The sequence below is a fragment of the Pseudomonas sp. EZ-C24 genome, from assembly GCF_014525325.1.
In the GTDB taxonomy this organism is placed as follows: domain Bacteria; phylum Pseudomonadota; class Gammaproteobacteria; order Pseudomonadales; family Pseudomonadaceae; genus Aquipseudomonas; species Aquipseudomonas shirazensis.
Map to the genome: position 1 here is coordinate 1 of NZ_JACDIU010000015.1, position 26,184 is coordinate 26,184.

A 26,184-nucleotide genomic window follows, 5' to 3' on the forward strand; every position below is an offset into this window, starting at 1 on the left:
GGGCCGCACAGCGGCCCCGGTACTCAGGCGGTAGCTTCGAGGAAATCCTGGGCGAAGCGCTGCAGCACCCCGCCCGCTTCGTAGATGGAAACCTCTTCGGCGGTATCCAGGCGGCAGGTCACCGGTACCTCGAGGCGCTCGCCGTTGCGGCGGGTGACCACCAGGGTGAGGGTCGCCCGCGGGGTGCGCCGGCCGAGCACGTCGTAGCTTTCGCTGCCATCGAGGCCGAGGGTGTTGCGGTCGGTGCCGGCCTGGAACTCCAGCGGCAACACCCCCATACCGACCAGATTGGTGCGGTGAATGCGCTCGAAGCCTTCGGCAACGATCGCCTCGACCCCGGCCAGGCGCACGCCCTTGGCCGCCCAGTCGCGTGACGAGCCTTGGCCGTAATCCGCACCGGCAACGATGATCAGCGGCTGCTTGCGCTGCATGTAGGTTTCGATCGCTTCCCACATGCGCACCACCTGCCCTTCCGGCTCAAGCCGCGCCAGCGAACCCTGCTGCACGCTGCCATCGGCCTTGCGCACCATTTCGTTGAACAGCTTGGGGTTGGCAAAGGTGGCGCGCTGGGCAGTCAGGTGATCGCCGCGGTGGGTTGCGTAGGAATTGAAGTCTTCCTCGGGCAGGCCCATCTTCGCCAGGTATTCACCGGCGGCGCTGTCGAGCATGATCGCATTCGACGGCGACAGGTGATCAGTGGTGATGTTGTCCGGCAGCACCGCCAGCGGGCGCATGCCGCGCAGGCTGCGCTCACCGGCCAGGGCGCCTTCCCAGTACGGCGGGCGACGAATGTAGGTGCTCATCGGGCGCCAGTCGTACAGCGGCGGGACCTTGGGCCCGGTGTCTTCTTCGATGGCGAACATCGGGATGTACACACTGCGGAACTGCTCGGGCTTGACCGCGGCACCGACCACGGCATCGATTTCGGCATCGCTGGGCCAGATGTCCTTGAGGCGGATTTCCTTGCCGTCGACCACACCCAGCACATCCTTCTCGATATCGAAGCGAATGGTCCCGGCAATGGCGTAGGCCACCACCAGCGGCGGCGAGGCGAGGAACGCCTGCTTGGCGTACGGGTGGATGCGCCCGTCGAAGTTGCGGTTGCCCGACAACACCGCGGTGGCGTACAGGTCGCGGTCGATGATCTCCTGCTGGATAACCGGATCGAGCGCGCCAGACATACCGTTGCAGGTGGTGCAGGCGAAGGCGACGATGCCAAAGCCCAGTTGCTCCAGCTCATGTTCGAGCCCGGCTTCCTGCAGGTACAGCTTGACCGCCTTGGAACCCGGCGCCAGCGACGACTTGACCCACGGCTTGCGGGTCAGCCCAAGGCGGTTGGCGTTGCGGGCGATCAAGCCGGCGGCGATCACGTTGCGCGGGTTGCTGGTATTGGTGCAGCTGGTGATGGCAGCGATGATCACGGCGCCGTCCGGCATCTGCCCGGGCACATCCTGCCAGGCCCCGGCGATGCCCTTGGCGGCCAGCTCGCTGGTGGCCACGCGGGCATGCGGGTTGGATGGCCCGGCCATGTTGCGCACCACGCTCGACAGGTCGAAGCTGAGGACACGCTCGTAAACCGCGTCGACCAGGCTGTCGGCCCAGAGGCCGGCGACTTTGGCGTAGTTCTCGACCAGTTGCACCTGCTGCTCTTCGCGGCCGGTCAGGCGCAGGTAGTCGATGGTCTGCTGGTCGATGGCGAACATCGCCGCAGTGGCACCGTATTCCGGAGCCATGTTGGAGATGGTGGCGCGGTCGCCCAAGGTCAGCGCGCGGGCGCCCTCACCGTAGAACTCCAGATAGGCGCCGACTACCTTCTGCTTGCGCAGAAACTCGGTCAGGGCCAGGACCAGGTCGGTGGCGGTGATGTTCGGCTGCAGGCGGCCGGTCAGCTCGACGCCGACGATTTCCGGCAGGCGCATCCACGAGGCGCGACCGAGCATGACGTTCTCGGCTTCAAGGCCGCCCACACCAATGGCGATGACGCCCAGTGCATCGACATGCGGGGTGTGGCTGTCGGTGCCGACGCAGGTGTCCGGGTAGGCTACGCCGCGCTCGCTGTGGATCACCGGCGACATCTTCTCCAGGTTGATCTGGTGCATGATGCCGTTGCCGGGCTGGATCACATCAACGTTCTTGAAGGCTTTCTTGGTCCAGTTGATGAAATGAAAGCGGTCTTCGTTGCGCCGGTCTTCGATGGCGCGGTTGCGCTCGAAAGCCTGCGGATCGTAGCCACCGCACTCGACGGCCAGGGAGTGGTCGACGATCAGTTGCACGGGCACTACCGGGTTGACCTGGGCCGGGTCGCCGCCCTTGTCGGCGATCGCGTCGCGCAGGCCTGCCAGGTCGACCAGGGCGGTCTGGCCAAGAATGTCGTGGCACACCACCCGCGCCGGGAACCAGGGGAAGTCGAGATCGCGTTTGCGTTCGATCAACTGCTCCAGCGAGGCATTGAGGGTGGCTGGGTCACAGCGGCGCACCAGGTTTTCGGCCAGTACGCGGGAGGTGTACGGCAGACCTGCGTAGGCGCCGGGCTTGATCGCCTCGACCGCTGCGCGGGCATCGAAATAGTCCAGGCCGGAGCCTGGCAGGGCCTTGCGGAAGGTGCTGTTCATATAGTTATCAGGCTCACGGTATTGGTTGGTAAAGCTGGGGGCGCTGAGCGCCCCTTTCGCGACGCAAGGCCGCTCCTACAAAAGCACCGCAGTCCACTGTAGGAGCGCCCTTGTGTCGCGATAGGGCTGCAGAGCAGCCCCCGACACCCGCAGCCTCAACGCTGCTCTATCGGCACATACTCACGCTGCTCGACCCCGACATACTCCGCACTCGGGCGAATGATCCGGTTGTTGGCACGCTGCTCGAACACATGCGCCGCCCAGCCGGTCAGCCGCGAGCAGACGAAGATCGGCGTGAACAGCTCGGTCGGAATGCCCATGAAGTGATACGCCGAGGCATGGTAGAAGTCGGCGTTGGGGAACAGCTTCTTCTGCTCCCACATGGTCTTGTCGATCGCTTCGGAAACCGGATACAGCACGGTGTCACCGGCTTCATCAGCGAGCTGTTTGGCCCAGCCCTTGATCACCTCGTTGCGCGGGTCGGACTCTTTGTAGATCGCATGGCCAAAGCCCATGATCTTGTCCTTGCGCTCGAGCATCTGCAGCAGCTCGGCGGTCGCTTCCTGCGGGCTCTGGAAGCGCTCGATCAAGGCCATCGCCGCTTCGTTGGCGCCGCCATGCAGGGGGCCGCGCAGCGAGCCGATCGCCGCGGTAACGCAGGAATACAGGTCAGACAAGGTCGAGGCGCAGACCCGGGCGGTAAAGGTCGAAGCGTTGAACTCATGCTCGGCGTACAGAATCAGCGAGACGTTCATCACCTTCACATGCAGTTCGCTCGGCTTCTTGCCGTGCAGCAGTTGCAGGAAGTGCCCGCCGAGGGTGTCTTCATCGCTGTTGCAGTCGATGCGCACGCCATGGTGGCTGAAGCGGTACCAGTAGCACATGATCGCCGGGAACAGCGCGAGCAGGCGATCGGTCTTGTCCTGTTGGGTGTCGAAGGTCAGCTCCGGCTCAAGCGTGCCGAGCATCGAGCAGCCGGTGCGCATGACGTCCATCGGGTGGGTATCACGGGGAATGCGCTCAAGCACCTCCTTGAGCGCCTGGGGCAGATCACGCATGCCCTTGAGCTTGCGCTTGTAGTCGTTGACTTCGGCTTTGCTGGGCAGCTCGCCATACAGCAGCAGGTAGGCGACCTCTTCAAATTCGGCATGCTTTGCCAGGTCGCGCACGTCGTAACCACGGTAGGTCAGGCCGGCACCGGCCTGGCCAACGGTCGACAGCGCGGTTTGGCCGGCCACCTGGCCACGCAGGCCTGCGCCACTGAGTACTTTTGCTTCGGCCATGGGGCTTCTCCTTTATTGAACTTGTTATGGAATTGCTGGCTAATCCGGGCGACTGCTAACTGAGTGTCAGCCTTTTTTCTGGGCAAACAGCGCATCGAGGCTCTGCTCGAAGGCGTGGTAGCCGATGGCATCGTAGAGCTCCATGCGAGTCTGCATGGTGTCGATGACGTTTTGCTGAGTGCCATCGCGGCGCAGTGCGGTGTAGACGTTTTCCGCTGCTTTGTTCATGGCGCGGAACGCCGACAGCGGGTACAGCACCAGCGACACGTCGACCGCTGCCAGCTGTTCGGTGGTGTACAGCGGGGTAGCGCCGAACTCGGTGATGTTGGCCAGGATCGGCGCCTGCACGCGCTCGGCAAAGGTCTTGTACATTGCCAGTTCAGTGATCGCCTCGGGGAAGATCATGTCAGCCCCCGCCTCGACACAGGCGGCGGCGCGGTCCAGCGCGGCGTTGAGGCCCTCTACTGCCAGCGCGTCAGTGCGCGCCATGATCACGAAGCTGTCGTCCAGGCGCGCATCGACGGCGGCCTTGATCCGGTCGACCATCTCCTGCTGGGTGACGATCTCCTTGTTAGGCCGGTGGCCGCAACGCTTGGCCCCAACCTGGTCTTCGATATGAATGGCCGCGGCGCCGAACTTGTTCATCGAACGCACGGTGCGCGCCACGTTGAATGCCGAAGCGCCAAAGCCGGTGTCGACATCCACCAGCAACGGCAGGTCGCAGACGTCGGTGATGCGCCGCACGTCGGTGAGTACGTCATCCAGACCGGTGATACCCAGGTCTGGCAGGCCAAGCGAGCCGGCGGCGACGCCACCACCGGACAGGTAGATGGCCTTGAACCCGGCGCGTTTGGCCAGCAACGCGTGGTTGGCGTTGATCGCGCCGACCACCTGCAAAGGATGTTCAGCGGCAACCGCGTCGCGGAAACGTTGGCCTGGCGTGCTCTTCACAGTCATGACTCACCTCGTGGGCTGTTGTTGTCTACGCCTTCATAGTGGCGCGCGATATTGCGTTTGGAGGCGCCGATATGGCGGCGCATCAGCAGTTCGGCCAGCTCGCCGTCGCGGTCGGCAATCGCATCGAGGATACGGTGATGCTCGGCGAAGGCCTGATGCGGGCGGTTAGGCGTGGCGGAAAACTGGATGCGGTACATGCGCACCAGCTGGTACAGCTCGCCGCAGAGCATCTGCACCAGGGTCTGGTTGCCGCTGCCCTGAATGATGCGGTAGTGGAAGTCATAGTCGCCTTCCTGCTGGTAGTAGCCCACCCCGGCCTGGAACGCGGCATCACGCTCGTGGGTGTCGAGCACCCGGCGCAGTTCGTCGATCTCGGCCGCACTCATGCGCTCGGCGGCCAGCCGACAGGCCATGCCCTCGAGCGATTCGCGGATCTCGTACAGTTCGATCAGTTCGGCGTGGCTCAGCGATACCACGCGAGCACCAACATGCGGCACCCGCACCAGCAAGCGCTGGCCTTCGAGGCGGTGGATGGCCTCGCGCAATGGGCCCCGGCTGATGCCGTAGGTGCGCGCCAGCTCCGGCTCGGAGATCTTGCTGCCTGGGGCGATTTCGCCTTTGACGATGGCAGCCTGGATACGCCGGAAGACGTTTTCCGAAAGCGTCTCGCTTTCTTCCACTATGGTCGGCGGGGCTTGGCTGAGGTCCAGCATATTGTCGACACCTTGAACTTCAATAGCCACAAAACTAGCTAAACAGACTTGAATAGTCAAAGCCAAAATGCACATTGTCGACAATCGTCTAACGGCGAACTTAAAGCGCGCCAGCACTGTCAGATTGCGACGCGCTGGCGTCAAGACGTCGCCGTGGTAGAATGCCGCGCTTCCCTGAGGGGGCATCAACAGTCCGCCTGTCGTCGCATGTCATTTGTGTAGTCATTTGTATAAGTGTCGACAGATCAAAAGGATGCTTGGCCAGTCGCCTTGCCCTGAACCCAGCACAGCACCGCGCCAGGATTTATGAGACTTACACCCGTTCTATTGTTGTTCTGCCTTGCCCTGCTGCCGACCTTCGGCCACGCAGCCGAGAAGACCGTGTACGGCCTGAACGAGTACGCCCACTTGAATGACCTCGACCTCGAGGTTGCGGCCAAGCTCGATACTGGCGCCAAGACAGCCTCGCTGAGTGCCCGTGATATCAAGCGTTTCAAGCGCAACGGCGAGAGCTGGGTGCGCTTCTACCTGGCCATCGATAGCGCTCACTCGCACCCGATCGAGCGGCCACTGGCCCGGGTCAGCAAGATCAAGCGGCGTGCCGGTGATTACAATGCCGACGAAGGCAAGGCCTACACTGCCCGCCCGGTTATCGAATTGAACATTTGCATGGGCCGAGCCCTGCGCACCATCGAAGTCAACCTTACCGATCGCAGCACGTTCCAGTTCCCGCTGCTGATCGGCTCCGAGGCCTTGAAAGACTTCGACGCGCTGGTCGACCCCAGCCTCAAATACGCGGCCGGCAAACCTGCCTGTGCCACCGACGCTCCCAAAGCAGAGTAATCCCGATGCGCTCTCTCACCCTTCACCTCAAAGTCCTCATCACCGTGCTGGTGTTGCTGGGCGTGGCGGTCACGGCCTATCAGATCTTCTTCCTCGGCATCCCGATGACCGAAGACGAAACCGACGACTTGTGGAACATCGACGCCAAGGTCGAGTTCGTCGCCAGTGCCAAGGATCCAGTCAAGGTGCAGATGTTCGTGCCGCCGCTGAGCCGCGATTACGTCAGCCTCAACGAGAGCTTCATCTCCAACAACTACGGCGTCAGCGTCAACCGCGCCGATGGCAACCGCAAGGTGACCTGGTCGGCGCGCCGCGCCAATGGCAATCAGACCCTGTACTACCGCCTGGTGCTGACTAAGCGCTACAGCAACGAGAAGATCGCCATCAAAGGCCCGACCTTCCGTGACAGCAAAGCTGTCGAGGGGCCTGAGAAGATTGCTGCCGAAGCGTTGATGGCGCCGATTCGCCAGCACTCGGCCGACGTCGAAACCTTTGTCGGCGAGACCATCAAGCGGGTCAACAACCTCAACGACGACAACGTCAAGCTGCTGTTGGCCGGCGACACCTCGGCCATGAACAAGGCCAAGGTCATCGACCTGCTGCTGTCCATCGCCCACGTACCGATGGAAAAGGTCCACACGATTCGCCTGATTGCCGACACCCCGCAATCGCCTGAACTGTGGCTGCGCAGCTTCAACGGCAACGACTGGCTGTACTTCAACCCGGACACCGGCGAGCAAGGCCTGCCCAGCGATCGCCTGCTGTGGTGGACCGGCGATGACAACCTGATCACCGTCGATGGCGGCAAGAAGGCCAACGTCACCTTCAGCATGAACAACAGCGAGATGAATGCCATCCGCCTGGCCAAGCTGACCGACGAGAACACCGACGCCGACTTCCTCGAATACTCGCTGTACAGCCTGCCGCTGCAAACCCAGCAGACGTTCATGATCATGGTCATGATCCCGATTGGCGTGCTGGTGATCCTGGTGCTGCGCAACCTGATCGGCCTCCAGACCCTGGGTACTTTTACCCCGGTGCTGATCGCCCTGGCCTTCCGCGAGACTCAGCTGGGCTTCGGCATCATCCTGTTTACCGTGATTACCGCCCTGGGCCTGTCGTTGCGCTCATACCTTGAGCACCTCAAGTTGCAGATGCTGCCGCGGCTGTCGGTGGTGCTGACCTTTGTCGTGGTATTGATCGCTGCCATCAGCCTGTTCAGCCACAAGCTGGGGCTTGAGCGCGGCCTGTCGGTGGCGCTGTTCCCGATGGTGATTTTGACCATGACTATCGAACGCCTGTCGATTACCTGGGAAGAACGTGGCGGTGGCCATGCCATGAAAGTTGCCATCGGCACCCTGTTCGCCGCCTCGCTGGCGCACCTGCTGATGATGGTGCCGGAGCTGGTGTACTTCGTCTTCACCTTCCCTGCGGTGCTGTTGATTCTGGTGGGCTTCATGCTGGCGATGGGTCGCTACCGCGGCTACCGCCTGACCGAGCTGGTGCGCTTCAAGGCATTCCTGAAGAAGGCTGACGCCTGATGTTCGGACTGATCAAGACGTGGAAAGCCCTGGAGGCCCGGGGCATCATGGGTATCAATCGGCGCAACGCGGACTACGTCCTCAAGTACAACAAGCGCAACCTGTACCCGATCGTCGACGACAAGATCATCACCAAGGAACGCGCCATCGCGGCCGGCATCCATGTGCCGGAAATGTATGGCGTGATCGAGACCGAAAAGCAGATCGACAAGCTGCACGAGATCATCGGCGGGCGTAGTGACTTCGTCATCAAGCCCGCTCAGGGCGCGGGCGGTGACGGCATCCTGGTCATCGCCGACCGCTTCGAGGACCGCTACCGCACAGTGTCGGGCAAGATCATGAGCCACGAGGAAATCGAACACCAGGTGTCGAGCATCCTCACGGGCTTGTACTCGCTTGGCGGCCACCGTGACCGGGCGCTGATCGAGTACCGGGTAACGCCGGACCAGATCTTCAAGAGCATCAGTTACGAAGGCGTGCCTGACATCCGCATCATCGTCCTGATGGGCTACCCGGTGATGGCCATGCTGCGCCTGCCTACCCGCCAGTCGGGCGGCAAGGCCAACCTGCACCAGGGCGCCATCGGCGTCGGTGTCGACCTCGCCACCGGCGTCACCCTGCGCGGTACCTGGCTGAACAACATCATCAGCAAGCACCCGGACACCACCAACTCGGTAGACGGCGTGCAGTTGCCCAACTGGGACGGTTTCATGAAGCTCGCCGCCGGCTGCTACGAGCTGTGCGGGCTGGGTTACATCGGCGTCGACATGGTGCTGGATCAGGACAAGGGGCCGTTGATTCTCGAGCTCAACGCCCGCCCGGGCCTGAATATCCAGATCGCCAACGACTGCGGCCTGACCCAGCGTACCCATGCCATCGAAGCGCATATCGAAGCGCTGGCCAAAGACGGCATCAGCGAAGATGCCGAGCAGCGCGTGCGGGTTGCGCAAAGCTTGTTTGGCCACGTCCCTTCGCACAACTGAGTAGTGCCTGCGCATGGGGCTGCGAGCAGCTCCACTGCGCTACCCAGGCTGCGGATGTCGCAGCCGGGACTAGGCCGCTCGGCATCAGCAGCCTACAATCGCCTCCTCGTTTTTTCAGCGCTGTTCATTCGCATGCCGACCTGTACGCTTCACCCCCTGCCCTATCAGGCCGACCCGGCCGTGTGGTTCGCTCGCCTGCGCCAGGCGCCGGGCGCGATCCTGCTGGACAGCGCCCGCCCCGGTGCTGAGCGCGGCCGCTACGATCTGCTCAGCGCCTGGCCAGTCGAGCAGCTGCAAATCCAAGCCGATGAAGATGGCCGGGCGTATCTGCAACGGCTGCGCGCCAGCCTCAGCCGGCTAGGCCGCGCCGAGCTGCCGGACGACGTCGAACTGCCCTTCGCTGGCGGCCTGATCGGCTACCTCAGCTATGATTTTGGCCGCCGCCTCGAGCAGCTACCGAACCAGGCTCGCGACGACCTCGGCCTGGCTGACGCGCAACTGGGTTTGTACGCCTGGGCCTTGGTCAGCGATCACCTGCTGGGCACCAGCCAACTGGTGTTTCATCCAAGCCTTGCGCCAGGCGAGCAGCAGCGGCTGATCGCGCTGTTCAGCACCGCGGCCGAGGCTGCGCCCGGCACGTTCAGCCTGCTCGCGCCGATGCGCGGCGATCTGCAGCCCGACGACTATCGCCAGGCGTTTGATCGCGTGCAGCAGTACATCAAAGCCGGCGACTGCTACCAGATCAACCTGACCCAACGTTTTCGTGCGCCCTGCCAGGGTGACCCGTGGGCCGCTTATCAAGCGCTGCGCAAGGCTTGCCCTACGCCGTTCTCTGGCTACCAGCAGTTGGCAGATGGCAGTGCCCTGCTGAGCTTCTCGCCGGAACGGTTTGTGCGAGTGAGCCAGGGCGAAGTGGAAACCCGCCCGATCAAGGGCACCCGGCCGCGCTCCAGCGACCCGACGGAAGACGCACGCAACGCCGCCGAGCTGCTTGCCAGCAGCAAGGACCGCTCAGAGAATCTGATGATCGTCGACTTGCTGCGCAACGACCTGGGGCGCACCTGCGAGACCGGTACGGTCAAGGTACCCGAGCTGTTCAGCCTGGAGAGCTACCCCAACGTGCACCACCTGGTCAGCAGCATCACTGGCCGCCTGGCCGCAGGCAAGGACTCGCTCGACCTGCTCGGCGATAGTTTCCCTGGCGGCTCGATCACTGGCGCACCGAAGATCCGCGCCATGCAGATCATCGACGAACTGGAACCCACCCGCCGCGCACTGTACTGCGGCTCGCTGCTGTACATCGATGTACGCGGCGAAATGGACAGCTCGATCGCCATTCGCAGCGTGCTGATCAAGGATGGTCAGGCCTGCTGCTGGGGCGGCGGCGCGGTGGTGGCAGACTCGCACTGGGAGGCGGAATACGAAGAATCGATCGCCAAGGTGCGGGTATTGCTGCAGACCCTGCAAAGGCTCTGAGCTGCGGCGCGGGGCATCACAAGCGGTCCGTCCTGCCAATTTTTGTTACCATTTGCCGACTACGAGCGCACAGCGCCATAAACCCGATGGAAACCGCCTGATGAGCCAAGCCTTCGACGTTGCCACCCTGGCTGCAAGTTACGCCAGCAAGTCCCCCCAGGACATTCTCAAACTCGCCTTCGAGCACTTTGGCGATGACCTGTGGATCTCTTTCAGCGGCGCCGAAGACGTGGTGCTGGTGGACATGGCCTGGAAGCTCAACAAGCAGGTCAAGGTGTTCAGCCTGGACACCGGTCGGCTGCACCCGGAGACCTACCGCTTTATCGATCAGGTCCGCGAGCAGTACAACCTGCCGATCGAAATCCTCAGCCCCGACCAGGCCAAGCTCGAGCCGCTGGTCAAAGAGAAAGGCCTGTTCAGTTTCTACAAGGACGGCCATGGCGAGTGCTGCGGGATTCGCAAGATCGAACCGCTGCGCCGCAAGCTGGCCACAGTCAGCGCCTGGGCCACTGGCCAGCGTCGCGACCAGAGCCCTGGCACCCGCAGCCAGGTTGCCGCACTGGAAATCGACACCGCGTTTTCAACGCCCGAGCACACCCTGTACAAGTTCAATCCGCTGGCGCAGATGAGCAGTGAAGAAGTGTGGGGTTATATCCGCATGCTCGAGCTGCCGTACAACAGCCTGCATGAGCGCGGCTTCATCAGCATTGGTTGCGAGCCGTGCACACGGCCGGTACTGCCCAATCAGCATGAGCGCGAAGGCCGCTGGTGGTGGGAAGAGGCAACGCAGAAGGAGTGTGGGTTGCATGCGGGGAATATCATTTCCAAGGCGTAGTGCACGGCGCCTGGATCGGGGCTGCTTGGCAGCCCCTGATAGCGCAGATCAATGCACCGGCAGCTCAACCCCGTTGAACAGCTCTTCAAGCTCTTGCTTGTTATGGCACTGAATCGCCTTGGCCATCACTTCACGGGTCAGGTGCGGGGCGAACTTCTCGATGAAGTCGCACATGAAGCCACGCAGGAAGGTCCCGCGGCGGAAACCGATCTTGGTCACGCTGGCTTCGAACAGCTCGCTGGCATCCAGTGCCACCAGGTCGCTGTCGAGCTTGGCATCGACCGCCATGCCAGCCACGATGCCCACACCCAACCCCAGGCGCACGTAAGTCTTGATCACGTCGGCATCGGCTGCGGTGAACACCACTTTCGGGGTGAGGCCGCGATGGTTGAACGCCTCGTCCAGCTTGGAGCGGCCAGTGAATCCAAACACGTAGGTCACGATCGGGTATTCGGCAACCGCTTCCAGGGTCAGCTTCGGCAGCTTGGCCAGCGGATGTCCCTGCGGCACCACCACGCAGCGGTTCCACTTGTAGCAAGGCATCATGATCAGATCGCCGAACAGCTCCAGCGCCTCGGTGGCGATGGCGAAATCGACGGTACCGTCAGCGGCCATTTCAGCGATCTGCATCGGCGAGCCCTGGTGCATGTGCAGGGACACATCCGGATATTGCTTGATGAAGCTGCTGATCACCGGCGGGAGCGCGTAACGCGCCTGGGTGTGGGTCGTGGCGATCGACAGCGTGCCCTTTTTCTCGTTGGAGAATTCCTGAGCGATCTGCTTGATGCTTTCAACCTTGCGCAGGATCTCGCCAGCGGTGTTGATGATGCGCTCGCCGGCTGGAGTAACGCGGGTCAGGTGCTTGCCGCTGCGTGCAAAAACTTCGACGCCCAACTCATCCTCGAGCAGACGGATTTGCTTGCTGATCCCCGGCTGCGAGGTATACAGGCTCTGCGCTGTTGCGGAGACGTTGAGGTCGTGGTGCGCCACTTCCCAGATGTAGCGCAGTTGTTGAAGCTTCATAGGTTTCCCTCGGTTCTGCGGTAAGTCACCAGCAGCAGGCAGCGACGATATATAACTATATTAGTGGCTAATGTAATAAATCTAGAACTATTTTGTTACATGAGCAGGAAATGTCCTACGCCGCATTTCACAATTTCCTACGCCCCAGATGCTGGGCCAGAGGCACCATGTAGACCGGCACCGACGACAACTGCAACAGCCGCACCGCTGTTCGCCCGATGGGCACATCGACCCCTGCCCCATGGGTATGGCTACCGAAGATCAGCAGGTCAACGCTCAAGCGCTGGGCCTGCTCGAGAATGACCTGCGCAGGGTCGCCCTGGCGCACCCTTACCGCCTGAATCACCGCCAGGTCGGCGTCCTCGCCGAGCTCCTCACGAAAACTGGCCAGCACCTTCTGCTCGATGTTGGCCATGACCGTGTTGACGCCCTGACTGTGCAACTGATCCAGGGTTTGCTCATCCAGATAACTCTGTAGCAACGACTCGGCAAACTGGCCCATCGGCTCGACTGCATGAATCACATAAAGCTGCGCATTGAAGGTTCGCGCCAGCGCCAGGGCATGCTGCATGACAAACGGCGCATAAACCCCAAGGTCGGTGGCGTACAGCATGGAACGAATCATTCGGCCTCCTGCCCTGCCGCCAAGGCAGAGCAACTTCAGCTTAGCAGCGCCGTGCCCGGACGCCGTGCCGTCCAGCTACGCCGCTGCCATAGTTGCCCGCGCATGCCGCTATCTTGTGGCACCAGCTGTCATCTGATTGCACTCGCACCCTTTATTACCTGGGCTCAGCCCATTGTCGCGACCCCTGTAACGCGCTAAGGTTCGGCCTCCCCGCTGCGAACAATCTGCTGCTGGGCCGCACGGGGATTGTTGGCGGCCGGCACCCGTGACCTGACGAGTAACACGATGGCTGATTTACCGATCGATGACCTAAACGTTGCCTCCAACGAGACCTTGATCACCCCTGATCAGCTCAAGAAGGAAATCCCTCTCAGCGCCAAGGCCCTGCAGACCGTTACTGCCGGCCGCGAAGTGGTGCGCAATATTCTCGACGGCAAGGACCACCGCCTGTTCGTGGTGATCGGCCCCTGCTCGATTCACGACATCAAAGCCGCCCACGAATACGCCGAACGCCTCAAGGTGCTCGCTGCTGAAGTCTCCGACACCTTGTACCTGGTGATGCGCGTGTACTTCGAGAAGCCGCGTACCACTGTCGGCTGGAAAGGCCTGATCAACGACCCGTACCTGGATGACTCGTTCAAGATCCAGGATGGTCTGCACATTGGCCGCAAGCTGCTGCTGGACCTCGCGGAAATGGGCCTGCCAACGGCTACCGAAGCGCTCGACCCGATCTCGCCGCAGTACCTGCAGGATTTGATCAGTTGGTCGGCGATCGGCGCACGCACCACCGAATCCCAGACCCACCGCGAAATGGCCTCGGGCCTGTCTTCGGCAGTCGGCTTCAAGAACGGCACCGATGGCGGCCTGACCGTGGCCATCAACGCCCTGCAGTCGGTCTCCAAGCCGCACCGCTTCCTTGGCATCAACCAGGAAGGCGGCGTGTCCATCGTCACCACCAAAGGCAACGCCTATGGTCACGTGGTGCTGCGTGGTGGCAATGGCAAGCCCAACTACGACTCGGTCAGCGTTGCGCTGTGCGAGCAGGATCTGGCCAAGGCCAAGATCAAGGCCAATATCATGGTCGACTGCAGCCACGCCAACTCCAACAAGGACCCGGCACTGCAGCCACTGGTCATGGAAAACGTCGCCAACCAGATCCTTGAGGGCAACCAGTCGATCATCGGCCTGATGGTCGAGAGCCACCTGAACTGGGGCTGCCAGTCAATTCCCAAAGACCTCGCCGACCTGCAGTACGGTGTTTCGGTGACCGACTCGTGCATTGACTGGAGCGCGACCGAGAAGGCAGTGCGCAGCATGCACAGCAAGCTCAAGGATGTGCTGCCGCAGCGTAAACGCGGCTGACGCCAGACAGCAAAACGCCGGGCATTGCCCGGCGTTTTTGTGTCCGCAGTCAGCGACTCAAGCCTTGCTCGAGTGGCGCTGCTGACGCTCCATGTAGCGCTCGACATACGAGCAGGACGGGATGACCGTATAGCCCATCTGTTCGGCATACTGCAGTGCCTGCTGGGTCAGCGCCGCTGCGATACCGCGACCGCGCAGGGCGTTGGGTACGAAGGTACGGTAGATATCCAGCGTTTGCTTACCCAGATCCATGTAGGTGAGGTAGGCACGATGACCGTCCACATTGGTCTCGAACTGATGACCGGCCTGGTCATGGTGGATGGTCAGCGCTTCGCTCATCACTACTCCTCGCAGGTCTCGTCGGCAGACCCATACCTTACCCGATTGATGTATCCGGCGGAGAAACTCTACGCCCCCTCATGCCCCCTTCGACCACAGGGTTCCCTGCACGTTCGGCATTTCTGGCACCTACAAATAGTAGGCGCCCGTGGCAGGATTGCTCAAGTTTTCAGCGCGCTTAGTCAGCGATGAGCAAACAGCGGTACACACCGCTGGCTCACTCACAAGAGCATCCGGATGATGTTCTGGTATGACGCTGAAAGACCGCTGAAGTCACCTTTAGTTCAACAAAAAAGTTCTGGTGCTACAAGTGCTTGCATGCGCCGGAGGCCATGTTGGGGAAAACCCCGAGATGCGCCGCCAAGCCCCTATAAAGCGGCATTTTTTTCACAGTTCTTGCGCTCCGTCAGTTTACTTACTACAAGTAATGGGTACTATGTACGCCGGCCAGTTTCTCTTTTTTGAGAGATGGCTCTTTTGACTAGAAGATCCTTGAAGGGGAACACGATGAACAACGTTCTGAAATTCTCTGCTCTCGCCCTGGCCGCTGTTCTGGCTACCGGTTGCAGCAGCGTATCCAAAGAAACCGAAGCTCGCCTGACTGCTACCGAAGACGCAGCCGCTCGCGCTCAAGCCCGTGCCGATGAAGCCTACCGTAAGGCTGACGACGCTCTGGCTGCTGCTCAGAAGGCTCAGCAAACTGCTGACGAAGCCAATGAGCGCGCTCTGCGTATGCTGGACAAAGCCAGCCGCAAGTAATAATCCTCACGGATTGTTGTGAAGCCGACCCACTCGTGGGTCGGCTTTTTTTATGCCCGGGTTTTTCTGGGAAAACAAAAGTCTCAGGCAACAAAAAGGCCTGCACGCGGCAGGCCTTCGGGCAATGCACTGCGAATTACTGCAGCTCTTCGGGAATGCTCGACACCATCGGTGCGCCAGCCTGCCCTGCCACCGGCACGGCAATTTCCACCGGCATGCCATCTTCGGCGGCGACAACATCGCGAACCATGTCCCAGTTCATGCGCAGGTTGTTGGCCAGGTCTTCGCGCTTGAGCAGGGCATTGATCACTGCGGTGTGCTTGTCGACCACCGACGGATCACCATGATCATCCAGCGGCGTGTGCGCTTCCAGATACACCTTGCCGGCACTAACACCAAACTTGTACGGCTCGTTGATGATGCGCACCGGGGTACCCACCGGAACCATCTTCGACAGCTCCAGCACATTGTTGTTGAACATGCGGAAGCAACCGTGGCTGGTGCGCATGCCAATGCCGAACTTCTTGTTGGAACCGTGGATCAGGTAACCCGGCACGCCCAGGGTGAACTTGAACGGCCCAAGCGGGTTATCCGGCCCGGCCGGCACCACGGTTGGCAGAATGTCGCCATCGGCGGCATGCTCGGCGCGGATCGAGGCCGGCGGCGTCCAGGTCGGGTTCGGCGTCTTGGCGGTGATCTTGGTGTTGGCGATCGGCGAGCCCCAGCCTTCGCGACCGATACCCAGCGGATAGGTATGCACCACGTTCTGCCCTTTCGGGTAGTAGTACAGGCGATATTCGGCCAGGTTGATCACCACCCCTTCACGGGGGCCAGGCGGCAGCACATAACGCGTAGGCAGAATGATCTCGGTGCCGGCACCCGGCAGCCACGGGTCGACACCCGGGTTGGCCGCGATCATCTCGAGGTAGCCGAGGTCGTTGGCGGTGCCGATGTCGGCGAAGGTGTCTTCGTACTTGGCTTTGATGGTCTGCACCTGACCAACGACGTCCTCACCAGGCGGCGGCAGTGGCAGTTCCAGCGCGCAGGCGGGGCCCGCTACCAGCAGGGCAGCCAGGGACAGGCGACGGGTGACGGCGGGAATGCGCGGCAACATCCGGAGAATCCTTCGAAGGTAGATCAAGACGGTCGATTGTACACCCGCCCCGGCGCAAGCGGGAGACGGGCAGTGGCTGCATACATTTCAGATGATGAAAGGCTGCTACGGTTCCACGCGGCCGTTCACAGCTGTGGCCAGACGGGACGAGTTCCGCGCCGCTGGGCATCGAGGATGGCCCGGCACAACGTACACAGGCGGTTATCGCGCTGGATCGAGCGCGGCACCACCGACCAGCGCGGCTGAGCCGGCAGTAAACCACCACACAGGGTGCGGTCTACCGGCGCGCCCAACTCAAGTTGGCGAGCTACCAGGTGCACGCGGACTTCCTGACACGCGAACAGGTCCAGCTGATCATCAGGCTCGATCAGTTGATAGGCATACAGGGACCAGGCAGGACGCGGCATCGGGGGGTCTCGAAACGGGGGGCGCAACATTATCCGAAAGCGGCCCCCGTTTAAAGCGTCACAGCAAGGGTTTTATCACCGGCCAGGCATTTTCCAGCAGACGCTCCTGCGCGGCCTGCGCCGGATGAATGCCATCTGCCTGCATCAGCTCGGGCACCCCGCCCACGCCTTCAAGAAAGAACGGCACCAACGGCACCTTTTTATCAGCACCCAACTCTTCGAACACCTGGGCAAAGGCCGTGGTATAGCGCAGGCCGTAATTGGGCGGCAAGCGCATGCCCAACAGCACCACCTTGGCCCCGCTGGCCTGGGAGCGCTCGATCATCGACGCAAGATTTTGTTTCAATTGCGCTGGGGGCTGCCCACGCAGGCCATCGTTGCCGCCCAACTCGATGATCACCAGCTCTGGCTTGTGCGCTGCGAGCAGCGCTGGTAGCCGCGCCTGGCCGCCTGCGCTGGTATCGCCACTGATCGACGCATTGACCACTTTGGCGTCGTTGCCCTGGGCCTCGAGCCGCTGCTGCAACAGGGAAACCCAACCCTGGCGGGTATCCAGGCCAAAACCGGCACTGATACTATCGCCGACAACCAGCAGTGTCCCCGCCGTCGCGCTCTGAGCCAGGCAACACAAGGCCAGACCCGCACTCAACCACCACGCTCGCATTGGATTCTCCATGGATCAAAGCATTCTCGTTGCGCAGAACCTTAGCAAAGTGGTCCCCAGCACGGAAGGCGACCTGACCATCCTGCACGCGTTGGACCTGGATCTGGCCAAAGGCGACAGCCTGGCCATCGTCGGTGCGTCCGGTTCGGGCAAATCCACCCTGCTCGGCTTGCTCGCCGGCCTCGACCGGCCCAGCGCAGGCAACGTAATCCTGGCCGGGCAGGATCTCGGCCCGCTGGATGAAGACCAGCGCGCGCGAGTACGGGCCGAGCACGTCGGCTTTGTGTTCCAGTCGTTCCAGTTGCTCGACAGCCTCAACGCGCTGGAGAACGTCATGCTGCCGCTGGAGCTCGATGGCCGTCGTGATGCCCGCGAGGTGGCACGCAGCCTGCTCGAGCGGGTCGGCCTGGGCCAGCGCCTGACCCACACCCCGCGCCAGCTCTCCGGCGGCGAACAGCAACGGGTGGCGATTGCCCGCGCGTTCGCCGCGCAGCCGGCGGTGCTGTTCGCCGACGAGCCAACCGGCAATCTCGACAGCCACACCGGCGAACGCATCAGCGACCTGCTGTTCGAACTGAACAAGGAGCGCGGCACCACCCTGGTGCTGGTCACCCATGACGAGCGTCTGGCCAAACGTTGCCGCCGCCTGATCCGCCTGGACGCTGGCCGTCTGGTCGCGCCCCTGGAGCCGTGATGAGACAATTGTCGTTGCTGCGCCTTTGCAGCCTGGCCCTGCGCCAGCTGCTGCGCGATGTTCGCGCCAGTGAAGTGCGTGTGCTGTTCTTCGCCCTGCTGGTGGCAGTGGCGGCAAGCACCGCCATCGGCTACTTCGGCGCCCGCCTCAACGGCGCCATGCAACTGCGCGCCAGCGAATTCCTCGGCGCCGACCTGGTCTTGCAAGGCAGCTCGGCGGCAAGCGATCCGCAGATCAGTGCCGGCACAGAGCTGGGCTTGCGCCATGCGCGGGTCGTGGAGTTCACCAGCGTGGTCGGCACCGACGCCGGTATCCAGCTGTCGAGCATCAAAGCCGCTGATGCCGCCTACCCACTGCGCGGCGAACTGCGCAGCGCCGCCGCGCCGTTTGCCGAAGAACGCCCAGGCGGCGGCCCGGCGCCTGGCGAGGCCTGGGTCGAACCGCGCCTGCTGGTAGCCTTGGGCCTGGCCATGGGTGACAGCATCGACGTCGGCATGAAGAGCTTGCGCATCAGCCGGGTACTGACCTACGAGCCCGACCGCGCCAACAACTTCTACAGCCTGACGCCGCGGGTGCTGATCAACTTCGACGACCTGCAGGCCACTGGCGTGATCCAGCCTGGCAGCCGAGTGACCTACCGCGACCTGTGGCGTGGCGAGGCCGAGACGCTGAGCCGCTATCGCCAGACCGTGGAGCCAACCCTGGCGGCCAACCAGAGCCTGCGCGACACCCGCGATGGCAATCGCCAGATCGGCGGCGCACTGGGCAAGGCCGAGCGTTATCTGAACATGGCCAGCCTGGTCGCAGTGTTGCTCGCTGGGGTAGCCGTGGCGCTGTCGGCCAGCCGTTATGCGGCACGCCGCCTCGACGCCAGCGCCCTGCTGCGCTGCCTGGGCTTGTCCAGGCGCCAGGCCTTGGGCCTGTACTGTGTGCAACTGGCAGCCCTGGGCCTGGTCGCGGCATTGGCCGGAGCGGTTATTGGCTGGCTGGCACAGCTGGGCTTGTTCCGCCTGCTGGATGGACTGATGCCGAGCACCATCCCGCCGGGTGGCCTCACTCCAGCGTTGGCCGGTATCGCCACCGGGCTGGTGGCACTGGCCGGCTTCGCCTTGCCGCCGCTGGCCGCGCTGGGCCGAGTGCCACCGCTGCGAGTATTGCGCCGTGACCTGCTGCCCGTGCCAGCCAGCAGTTGGCTGGTGTATGGCACAGCGCTGTTCGCCCTTGGCCTGATCATGTGGCGGCTGAGCCTGGACCTGTTGCTGACCTTTGCCCTGCTCGGTGGCGGCCTGATTGCCGCCCTGCTCCTTGGCGGCCTGCTCTTGCTCGGCCTGCGCAGTCTGCGCCGCTTGCTGGCCGGTGCGCCGCTGACCTGGCGACTGGGCCTTGGCCAGTTGCTGCGCCACCCGTTGGCCGCTGCCGGCCAGGCGCTGGCGTTCGGCCTGATCTTGCTGGCGATGGGCCTGGTAGCGCTGCTGCGGGCCGAGTTGCTGGACAACTGGCAAGCGCAGCTGCCAAAGGATGCGCCGAATCATTTCGCCCTGAATATCCTGCCGGATGACCGCGAGCCGTTCGCCCAGCGTCTGCGTGAAGCAAACGCCATCTCCGCGCCGTTGTACCCGGTCATCCCCGGCCGGCTGACCCATATCAACGATGAGCCGGTGCGCCAGCTGGTGAGCAAGGAGTCCACCGGCGAACGCGCTGTGCAGCGCGACCTGAGCCTGACCTGGGCGGCCGATCTGCCGCAGGGTAATGCACTGGTCAGCGGTGAGTGGTGGCAGGCAGCGCCAGCGAGTGACGGCATCCCGGGGGTATCGGTGGAAACCGAGCTGGCTGCCAGCCTGCACCTCAAACTCGGCGACCTGCTCAACTTCGACATTGCCGGCCAGCAACGCCAGGCCCGCGTCAGCAGCCTGCGCAGCGTGCACTGGGACAGCTTCCAGCCAAACTTCTACATGATCTTCCAGCCGGGCACCCTGCAAGGCCTGCCAACCACCTACCTGACCAGCTTCTATCTGGCCCCAGGGCATGATCAGGAAGTGGTGGCGCTATCACGTACGTTCCCGGCAGCCACCATCCTCCAGGTAGACGCCCTGCTCGAACAGCTGCGCAGCATCCTCGCCCAGGTCACCCTAGCGGTCGAATACGTGCTGCTGTTCGTGCTCGCAGCAGGCCTGGCAGTGCTGTTCGCCGGGCTGCAGGCCACCCTTGACGAGCGCATCCGCCAAGGCGCATTGCTGCGTGCACTGGGCGCCGGTCGGCCATTGCTGGTGCGGGCGCGACGGATCGAGTTCGGCCTGCTCGGCGCCGCCAGTGGAGTGCTCGCGGCAGTGGGCTGCGAGTTGATCAGCTGGGCGCTGTATCGCTACGCCTTCGATCTGCAGTGGGGCCCACATCCATGGCTGCTGTTGCTGCCGTTGATTGGCGCCCTGCTAGTTGGCGGTGCTGGGGTGTTTGGTACTCGCCGGGCGCTGAATGCGAGCCCGCTGACAGTGCTGCGCGAGGGCTGACGAGGCGCGCTCGACACCCGGTGTGACCGAGGCCAGCCTTGCGTGCTAGCCTCGGCTCCGTGACTGTTGGGCGTCTGCCCAATTCTGTATTGAATTCGACGTTTGCACGCCTGGCAACGCTAGCCTGGCCTTGTGCAAGCAGTCAGCTCGACCGTGCTTGGAGTCAGCATTGCCAACCAACATCATCACCCGCGCAGGCCACACTGCGCTGAAAGCAGAGCTGGATCATCTGTGGCAAACCTATCGCCCGGAAATCACGCAAAAGGTCGCCTGGGCGGCATCGCTTGGCGATCGCAGTGAAAACGCCGATTACCAGTACAACAAGAAGCTGCTGCGCGAAATCGACCGCAGAATCCGCTACCTGCGCAAGCGTCTGGAGGATATCCGCGTTGTCGACTACGCCCCCGAACAAGAGGGCAAGGTGTTCTTCGGTGCCTGGGTAGAAATTGACAACGAGGCCGGCGAGGTCAAACGCTTCAGAGTGGTCGGCTACGACGAAATTTACGGACGTAACGACTACATCTCCATCGACTCACCGATGGCGCGGGCGCTGTTGAAGAAGTCGGAAGGAGATGAGGTGATCGTGCAAACGCCGACCGGCGAAGCGGTGTGGTTTATTGCCAGTATCGAATATGAGGTGGGATGACGATTTGGGGGCTGCTCTGCAGCCCCACTCGCTCAACGCCGGGTAATCAACCCCTGCCGAGCAATCCGCGTCAGGTGACCGATCACCTCGCCGGCCTCCTCCGCCGTAGGCGACTGAATTACTGCCAGATCAAAACGATCACTTCCGTACTGCTTGAGCAAGGCACAGGTTTCAGCGAACTGGATCAGAAACGCGCGAGCCTGGCCCTTGCGCCGCGAAAAGCCGTCAAGGTGGCGCAACAAGGTAGGTTGGTGCTGACCGCTGAGTAGAATGCGCGGGGTGCGCGATACCTGGCCGGCAGGCAGAGGGGTCAGACAGACACTGGTACGTGGACAACTCATGGAGTAATTCTCCGCCTCGCGAATCCCGCTGGGCTGCGGTGGGAGGCGTCACCGAACCAGCGTTTTAGCGGTATTTCAGAGTGCCCTGGCATGGGGCTGCCTCCTGCGCCCCGCAAGTAGCTGTTTAAATCGGCGCAAGGGTTATGCTAGAGCTACACGCGACAACTTACAAGCTGTACGTGTAGCCCTTGTGACAGCCAGATTGCTCAACGCCTGGCGACGCGCTCGAGGCTGGCGCGCTCGCGATTGAAGGCGAGGAAGTACTTGTTGACGCTGTTGACGAAATTGACCGGGCCCATGCCGACCTGCTCCATGGCGATGCGCTCGGTCTGGAAGAACCACTGATTGCCATTGAGCCCGCGCCTGCGCGCTTCGGCACGCATCGCCTGGACCCGCTCCGGGCCGAGGTTGTACGCCGCCAGCACAAACGCCATGCGCTCGCGCTCATTGAGCTGGGGGCTGGCGAAAAACTTGCGACGGATCAACGCCAGATATCGCGCGCTGGCCTGGACATTGCCATCCACGTTCGCCGTGTTGCTCACCCCTACCCGCTGCGCCGCCGACGGCGTGATCTGCATCAGCCCATGGGCGCCGCCGACGCCGCGCGCGGCGGGATTGAGGGTCGATTCCTTGAACGCCAGCGCGGCCAGATTGAGCCAGTCGATCTGCTGCGCCTCGCCGTGCTTCTGCAACACCCCACGCACCGCCTGCAAGCGCTGGCGCTCCTGGCGGGCCAGCGGATTGTGCACGCGGTACTGGCGCCGGTAGATACGCTCGAATGCGGCGTCCTGGTTTTCCGGGGCGCGGTAGCCGGCCAGAAAGCGGTCGACAGTTGCCAGCAACTGATCAGCGCCTTTACCGACGTACCAGCGCACAGCCTGCGGTTGGCCGATCTGTACCTTGCTGTCGACGCGCAGCCGCGGCATCACCCGCGCCCAGCGCAGCGCGATCGGCCGCTCCACCACGGTCAGGTGATAGATGCCGGCCTGGACCATCTCCAGCACATCCTCGACCGCCAGCGTTGGGTCTACCCATTCGATCTTGATCGGTGCGCGCTTGCGCAATGCCAGCTGCTGATTGATAGCCTGGATCGCAGCGCCCGCACCGCTGGCGGTGGTCAGGGCGATGGTGCGCCCGGACAACTGCTCGACCCGACTGAAGCTGCGCTCGCCCTTGCGTCCAACCAGCAGCAGCGGCACCTTGTCCAGCACTGGCGCACTCACCCCGACGCCACTGACCTGGGCCGGGTCGAGCAGCTCGCCCGGCGCTGCCAGGTCACCCTCCCCGCGCTGCAAGGCGCCGAGCAGTTGCTCCTTGGCCCGCGGGATCAATTTGACTTGAATCAGATCACCCTGGCGTTCGCGGCCATTGAGAAAATGCTCCAGCGCGCGCAGCCGATGGTATTCGATGCCGACCGGCTCGCCCTTGATTTCCCCGGAGCTGTTGCGGCTCTGGTTGACCAGCACCCGCAGTACCTTGCTGCTGCGCACCTGCGCCAGATCGCGCGGCTGCTTGCTGGTTGAGCTGGCCTGCGCCGGCCCGGACACTGCCGCATGCGCGGCGGCCGCCGTGAGCAGGCTGAACATCAGCGAAACAATCAGCAGGAATCGCTGCATCGGCAAACATGTCCATGGTGTGGGAAGAGGCCTCTGCGGCGGCGCCAGCAGAGACTGAAAGACCTTGGCAATCCATTGAAGTTCTTGGCTTTTTCGCGATGTTCGGGGGATTTGCTATGCTGGCCGCCCCGCAGCACGAGGTAGCACCATGCAACTGATCGATATCGGCGTCAACCTGACCAACAACAGCTTTCACGGCAAAGAGGCTGACATCGTCGAGCGCGCGCAGCAGGCAGGCGTCGTGCAAATGGTCGTGACCGGTACCAGCCTGGAAGGCAGCGAACAGGCGCTGGAGCTGTGCCAGCAACTGGATGAACCGGGGCATCGACTGTTCACCACCGCTGGCGTGCACCCTCACGACGCCAAGAGCTGGGGTGTCGACAGCGAGCGGCAACTGCGCCACCTGCTCGCTCAGCCTCGGGTAAAGGCAGTCGGCGAGTGCGGTCTGGACTTCAATCGCGATTTCTCGCCACGGCCTGAGCAGGAGAAAGCCCTGCACGCACATCTGGCCCTGGCAGTAGAAACCCAGCTGCCGGTGTTTTTGCATGAGCGCGATGCCAGCGAGCGCCTGCTGGCGATCCTGAAGGACTACCGTGACCAGTTACCAGCCGCCGTGGTGCATTGCTTCACCGGCGAGCGCGCGGCGCTGTTCGCCTATCTCGATCTGGACCTGCACATCGGCATCACTGGCTGGATCTGTGACGAGCGCCGTGGCACGCACCTGCATCCCTTGGTCAGCAGCATCCCCGTGGGTCGCCTGATGCTCGAAAGCGATGCACCGTACCTGCTGCCGCGCAGCTTGCGGCCGAAACCGAAAAGCGGCCGCAACGAGCCTGCGTTCTTGCCCGAGGTGCTGCGTGAGGTCGCCTTGCACCGCGGCGAGAGCCTGGAATACACGGCAAGGCACACCACCGAGTGCGCGCGCCAGTTCTTCGCCCTGGCGCCGGCAAAGGCATAAGTCGACCGGGATTCGTTGACACACATCAAGACTCACTCTGAAGCAATCGGAAACAATGATGGCACCTTGCCAATACTGTTTCCGCTCAACTCAGAGAAGACCTATACGATGGGTGCCTGGCTTAGCAATATTTCCTTGAAGTACAAATTCTGGGCCGTCAACGCAGTGGCCTTTGTCACCACCCTGCTGCTGGTGCTGTACGCCGTGCAGCTCGAGCAGCAGGCCCGGGCCGAAGGTGCGCGAGCAACCGCCCAGGCGCAGGCTCGTCTGCTTGCGGCCTGGCCGGCCGGGCAAGCGCTGCCTGAACTGGCCAACCTGATCAGCTGGCAAGCCGGGCAAACGCCAAGTTTCGCCGGCCAACCACTGCCCGCGCTGAACAACGCCCAGGGCTGGGTCGAGCTGGCCAATCGCTCGCTATTGGGTGACAACCCGCTGCGCGGCGCTCAGGTCGTGAGCCATGGCCAACAGCAACTGGCGCTGCTGGCGCACTCGCCAAGCCTGCGCCAGGTGTTTATTGATCGCTTCGCCAATTACGCGGTGTGCGTGATGGTCCTGATGCTGGCCATGCTCGGTGCGTCGCAGCTGCTGATCCGCTTTCTGCTCAGCCAGCTCAACACGCTCAAGGACGTCATGCTCCACGTCGAGAAGACCGGCGACCTGTCGGCGCGTGTGCCGCTGGCCTGCGGCGATGAGGTCGGGCAAATGGCCGGCGCGTTCAACGCCATGCAGTCGACCTATCACCGGGTAGTCAGCACCGTAGCGCGCACTGCAGCGCAACTCGACTCCGGCGCCGCGCGCCTGGCAGCGAGCATGAGCGATGTACGCCACGGCATGCTCGGCCAGCAAAGCGAGACTGACCAGGCCGCTACCGCCATCAACGAAATGACCGCGACTGTGCACCACATCGCCCAACATGCCGGTGCCACCCGTGACTTGTCGCAAACCGCGGACAACCTTGCCGGCAGCGGGCAGGCAGTCGTCGGTCGCGTGCAGGATTCGATTTCCGGGCTGTCCAGCGGCGTGCAGCAGACCGCCGAAATGATCCGCCAGCTGGCGGAAGACAGCCAGAAGATCAACGGCGTAGTTGGGGTAATTCATAGTATTGCCGAGCAAACCAATCTGCTTGCCCTGAACGCCGCCATCGAAGCGGCGCGGGCGGGCGATCTCGGCCGTGGTTTTGCCGTGGTCGCCGACGAGGTGCGCAACCTGGCCAAGCGGGTACAGAGCTCCACCGACGAGATCACCGACATGGTCTGCGCCCTGCAGTCCGGCACCCGCGATGCGGTGGAGTTCATGCAAGAGAGTTCCTACAAGGCCGATGACTGCGTCAAGCAAGCCCGCGAGGCCGGTGAGTCGCTGGCGGAGATCACCAGCGCAGTCGCGCAGATGCGCGAGAGCAACACCCAGATTGCAGTGGCTGCCGAACAGCAAAGCCAGGTGGCCGAGGAAATGAACCGCGCGGTGGTAAGCATCCGCGATGTCACCGAGCAGACCGTGCAGCAGACCGTCGGCTCGGCGACCACCAGCAGCGAGCTGGCAACCCTCGCCGGTGAGCTGAACAAGGCGATCGGTCAGCTCAAGCTATAGTCACCATAGCCAGCCTCGATTGGCCGCAATGATCGCGCAGCACTAAGCTTTGGGCATGACTGTGAGGAAATGCCCATGAGCAAGCGCCTGTTCAACCTTCACCCCAACCAATGGCGTGGCGACCACCACGCCCACCGCCAACCGGCCGAGCTGGCACTGTTGCTGCTAGCCGTAGCGTTGGGCGTCCTTGGAGCATTGCTGGTCCTGTCCGGCGTGTTCAGTATGGACCTGAGCCAGATTGCGGTAGGCCTGATCGCCTTGATCGCGGGTCTGGGCCTGCAACGGCACGGCTATCGTCG

24 protein-coding genes and 1 pseudogene are annotated in these 26,184 nt (G+C 62.8%); 13 read left to right on the forward strand and 12 right to left on the reverse strand.

Annotated features, from left to right (window positions below):
* Nucleotides 1–23 precede the first annotated feature (23 nt).
* The 4 genes from acnD to IDM28_RS15080 all read right to left on the reverse strand — a co-directional run bounded on the left by acnD (nucleotide 24) and on the right by IDM28_RS15080 (nucleotide 5,565).
* A complete protein-coding gene (gene acnD / locus IDM28_RS15065; RefSeq protein ID WP_150569850.1) occupies nucleotides 24–2,612 on the reverse strand; it encodes a Fe/S-dependent 2-methylisocitrate dehydratase AcnD in 2,589 nt (862 codons plus the stop codon).
* 155 nt (nucleotides 2,613–2,767) lie between these two features.
* Nucleotides 2,768–3,895, reverse strand: coding sequence for a 2-methylcitrate synthase (prpC, locus tag IDM28_RS15070; protein WP_101321016.1), 1,128 nt, complete (start codon nucleotides 3,893–3,895; stop codon nucleotides 2,768–2,770).
* Between the two features lie 66 nt (nucleotides 3,896–3,961).
* Nucleotides 3,962–4,852, reverse strand: coding sequence for a methylisocitrate lyase (gene prpB / locus IDM28_RS15075; RefSeq protein ID WP_103437949.1), 891 nt, complete (start codon nucleotides 4,850–4,852; stop codon nucleotides 3,962–3,964).
* Complete coding sequence (locus tag IDM28_RS15080) at nucleotides 4,849–5,565, reverse strand: GntR family transcriptional regulator (RefSeq protein ID WP_101321020.1); 717 nt, start codon at nucleotides 5,563–5,565, stop codon at nucleotides 4,849–4,851. The genes prpB and IDM28_RS15080 overlap by 4 nt, the downstream gene beginning before the upstream one ends.
* Nucleotides 5,566–5,871: 306 nt before the next feature.
* Between IDM28_RS15080 and IDM28_RS15085 the strand changes: the two genes are divergently transcribed.
* The 5 genes from IDM28_RS15085 to IDM28_RS15105 all read left to right on the forward strand — a co-directional run bounded on the left by IDM28_RS15085 (nucleotide 5,872) and on the right by IDM28_RS15105 (nucleotide 11,243).
* Nucleotides 5,872–6,408, forward strand: coding sequence for an ATP-dependent zinc protease (locus tag IDM28_RS15085; protein ID WP_101321022.1), 537 nt, complete (start codon nucleotides 5,872–5,874; stop codon nucleotides 6,406–6,408).
* Nucleotides 6,409–6,413: 5 nt separating this feature from the next.
* On the forward strand, nucleotides 6,414–7,949 hold the full coding sequence (locus tag IDM28_RS15090) for an inactive transglutaminase family protein (protein WP_101321024.1): 1,536 nt from the start codon (nucleotides 6,414–6,416) through the stop codon (nucleotides 7,947–7,949).
* Complete coding sequence (locus tag IDM28_RS15095; protein WP_101321026.1) at nucleotides 7,949–8,932, forward strand: alpha-L-glutamate ligase-like protein; 984 nt, start codon at nucleotides 7,949–7,951, stop codon at nucleotides 8,930–8,932. Before IDM28_RS15090 ends, IDM28_RS15095 begins: the two co-directional genes overlap by 1 nt.
* 132 nt (nucleotides 8,933–9,064) lie before the next feature.
* Entirely contained in the window at nucleotides 9,065–10,408 is a 1,344-nt protein-coding gene (gene pabB / locus IDM28_RS15100) for an aminodeoxychorismate synthase component I (RefSeq protein WP_181108129.1), read from the forward strand.
* A gap of 100 nt (nucleotides 10,409–10,508) precedes the next feature.
* Nucleotides 10,509–11,243: a phosphoadenylyl-sulfate reductase gene (locus tag IDM28_RS15105; RefSeq protein WP_188036389.1), complete on the forward strand. Its 735-nt coding sequence runs from the start codon at nucleotides 10,509–10,511 to the stop codon at nucleotides 11,241–11,243.
* Nucleotides 11,244–11,291: 48 nt separating this feature from the next.
* On the opposite strand, the gene cysB is transcribed toward IDM28_RS15105, so the two are convergent.
* Nucleotides 11,292–12,266 carry an HTH-type transcriptional regulator CysB gene (gene cysB / locus IDM28_RS15110; RefSeq protein ID WP_101321031.1) on the reverse strand — a complete coding sequence of 325 codons (975 nt, stop codon included), beginning with the start codon at nucleotides 12,264–12,266 and terminating at the stop codon, nucleotides 11,292–11,294.
* Nucleotides 12,267–12,393: 127 nt separating this feature from the next.
* Nucleotides 12,394–12,891 carry a universal stress protein gene (locus IDM28_RS15115; protein WP_103437954.1) on the reverse strand — a complete coding sequence of 166 codons (498 nt, stop codon included), beginning with the start codon at nucleotides 12,889–12,891 and terminating at the stop codon, nucleotides 12,394–12,396.
* A 285-nt stretch (nucleotides 12,892–13,176) separates the two neighbouring features.
* On the opposite strand from IDM28_RS15115, the gene IDM28_RS15120 reads away from it, so the two are divergent.
* Nucleotides 13,177–14,253: a 3-deoxy-7-phosphoheptulonate synthase gene (locus IDM28_RS15120; RefSeq protein WP_150569846.1), complete on the forward strand. Its 1,077-nt coding sequence runs from the start codon at nucleotides 13,177–13,179 to the stop codon at nucleotides 14,251–14,253.
* Nucleotides 14,254–14,310: 57 nt separating this feature from the next.
* Here the strand turns inward: IDM28_RS15120 and IDM28_RS15125 are convergent, their stop codons facing one another.
* Complete coding sequence (locus IDM28_RS15125; protein WP_101321037.1) at nucleotides 14,311–14,592, reverse strand: GNAT family N-acetyltransferase; 282 nt, start codon at nucleotides 14,590–14,592, stop codon at nucleotides 14,311–14,313.
* A 507-nt stretch (nucleotides 14,593–15,099) separates the two neighbouring features.
* Here IDM28_RS15125 and oprI point away from each other — a divergent pair.
* Nucleotides 15,100–15,351, forward strand: a complete 252-nt coding sequence (gene oprI, locus IDM28_RS15130; protein WP_003259780.1) for an outer membrane lipoprotei OprI — start codon at nucleotides 15,100–15,102, stop codon at nucleotides 15,349–15,351.
* A gap of 136 nt (nucleotides 15,352–15,487) precedes the next feature.
* Here oprI and IDM28_RS15135 read toward each other — a convergent pair whose 3' ends face one another.
* The 3 genes from IDM28_RS15135 to IDM28_RS15145 all read right to left on the reverse strand — a co-directional run bounded on the left by IDM28_RS15135 (nucleotide 15,488) and on the right by IDM28_RS15145 (nucleotide 17,536).
* On the reverse strand, nucleotides 15,488–16,465 hold the full coding sequence (locus IDM28_RS15135) for a L,D-transpeptidase family protein (RefSeq protein WP_101321039.1): 978 nt from the start codon (nucleotides 16,463–16,465) through the stop codon (nucleotides 15,488–15,490).
* A gap of 125 nt (nucleotides 16,466–16,590) precedes the next feature.
* Complete coding sequence (locus tag IDM28_RS15140) at nucleotides 16,591–16,872, reverse strand: hypothetical protein (RefSeq protein ID WP_101321041.1); 282 nt, start codon at nucleotides 16,870–16,872, stop codon at nucleotides 16,591–16,593.
* Between the two features lie 58 nt (nucleotides 16,873–16,930).
* Nucleotides 16,931–17,536 (reverse strand): arylesterase, encoded by a 606-nt coding sequence (locus IDM28_RS15145; RefSeq protein ID WP_178080780.1) that lies wholly within the window; start codon nucleotides 17,534–17,536, stop codon nucleotides 16,931–16,933.
* Between the two features lie 10 nt (nucleotides 17,537–17,546).
* Between IDM28_RS15145 and IDM28_RS15150 the strand changes: the two genes are divergently transcribed.
* From IDM28_RS15150 to greB, 3 genes are all read left to right on the forward strand, one after another.
* Nucleotides 17,547–18,230 (forward strand): ABC transporter ATP-binding protein, encoded by a 684-nt coding sequence (locus IDM28_RS15150; RefSeq protein ID WP_103437957.1) that lies wholly within the window; start codon nucleotides 17,547–17,549, stop codon nucleotides 18,228–18,230.
* A complete protein-coding gene (locus IDM28_RS15155; protein ID WP_188036390.1) occupies nucleotides 18,230–20,737 on the forward strand; it encodes an ABC transporter permease in 2,508 nt (835 codons plus the stop codon). The genes IDM28_RS15150 and IDM28_RS15155 overlap by 1 nt, the downstream gene beginning before the upstream one ends.
* A 169-nt stretch (nucleotides 20,738–20,906) precedes the next feature.
* Complete coding sequence (gene greB / locus IDM28_RS15160; RefSeq protein WP_101321050.1) at nucleotides 20,907–21,383, forward strand: transcription elongation factor GreB; 477 nt, start codon at nucleotides 20,907–20,909, stop codon at nucleotides 21,381–21,383.
* Nucleotides 21,384–21,415: 32 nt separating this feature from the next.
* On the opposite strand, the gene IDM28_RS15165 is transcribed toward greB, so the two are convergent.
* Together IDM28_RS15165 and IDM28_RS15170 are read right to left on the reverse strand one after the other, a co-directional pair.
* Nucleotides 21,416–21,724 (reverse strand): hypothetical protein, encoded by a 309-nt coding sequence (locus IDM28_RS15165; RefSeq protein WP_101321052.1) that lies wholly within the window; start codon nucleotides 21,722–21,724, stop codon nucleotides 21,416–21,418.
* Between the two features lie 206 nt (nucleotides 21,725–21,930).
* The gene (locus IDM28_RS15170; RefSeq protein ID WP_150569843.1) at nucleotides 21,931–23,340 is read right to left on the reverse strand and encodes a transglycosylase SLT domain-containing protein; all 1,410 of its coding nucleotides are present in this window, start codon (nucleotides 23,338–23,340) and stop codon (nucleotides 21,931–21,933) included.
* Between the two features lie 148 nt (nucleotides 23,341–23,488).
* Between IDM28_RS15170 and IDM28_RS15175 the strand changes: the two genes are divergently transcribed.
* From IDM28_RS15175 to IDM28_RS15185, 3 genes and pseudogenes are all read left to right on the forward strand, one after another.
* Complete coding sequence (locus IDM28_RS15175; protein ID WP_188036391.1) at nucleotides 23,489–24,298, forward strand: TatD family hydrolase; 810 nt, start codon at nucleotides 23,489–23,491, stop codon at nucleotides 24,296–24,298.
* Nucleotides 24,299–24,406: 108 nt separating this feature from the next.
* Nucleotides 24,407–25,885, forward strand: coding sequence for a methyl-accepting chemotaxis protein (locus IDM28_RS15180; RefSeq protein ID WP_150569841.1), 1,479 nt, complete (start codon nucleotides 24,407–24,409; stop codon nucleotides 25,883–25,885).
* Between the two features lie 75 nt (nucleotides 25,886–25,960).
* Nucleotides 25,961–26,182 (forward strand): annotated as a pseudogene (locus IDM28_RS15185) (terminase); the annotation flags it as partial.
* Between the last annotated feature and the right edge of the window lie 2 nt (nucleotides 26,183–26,184).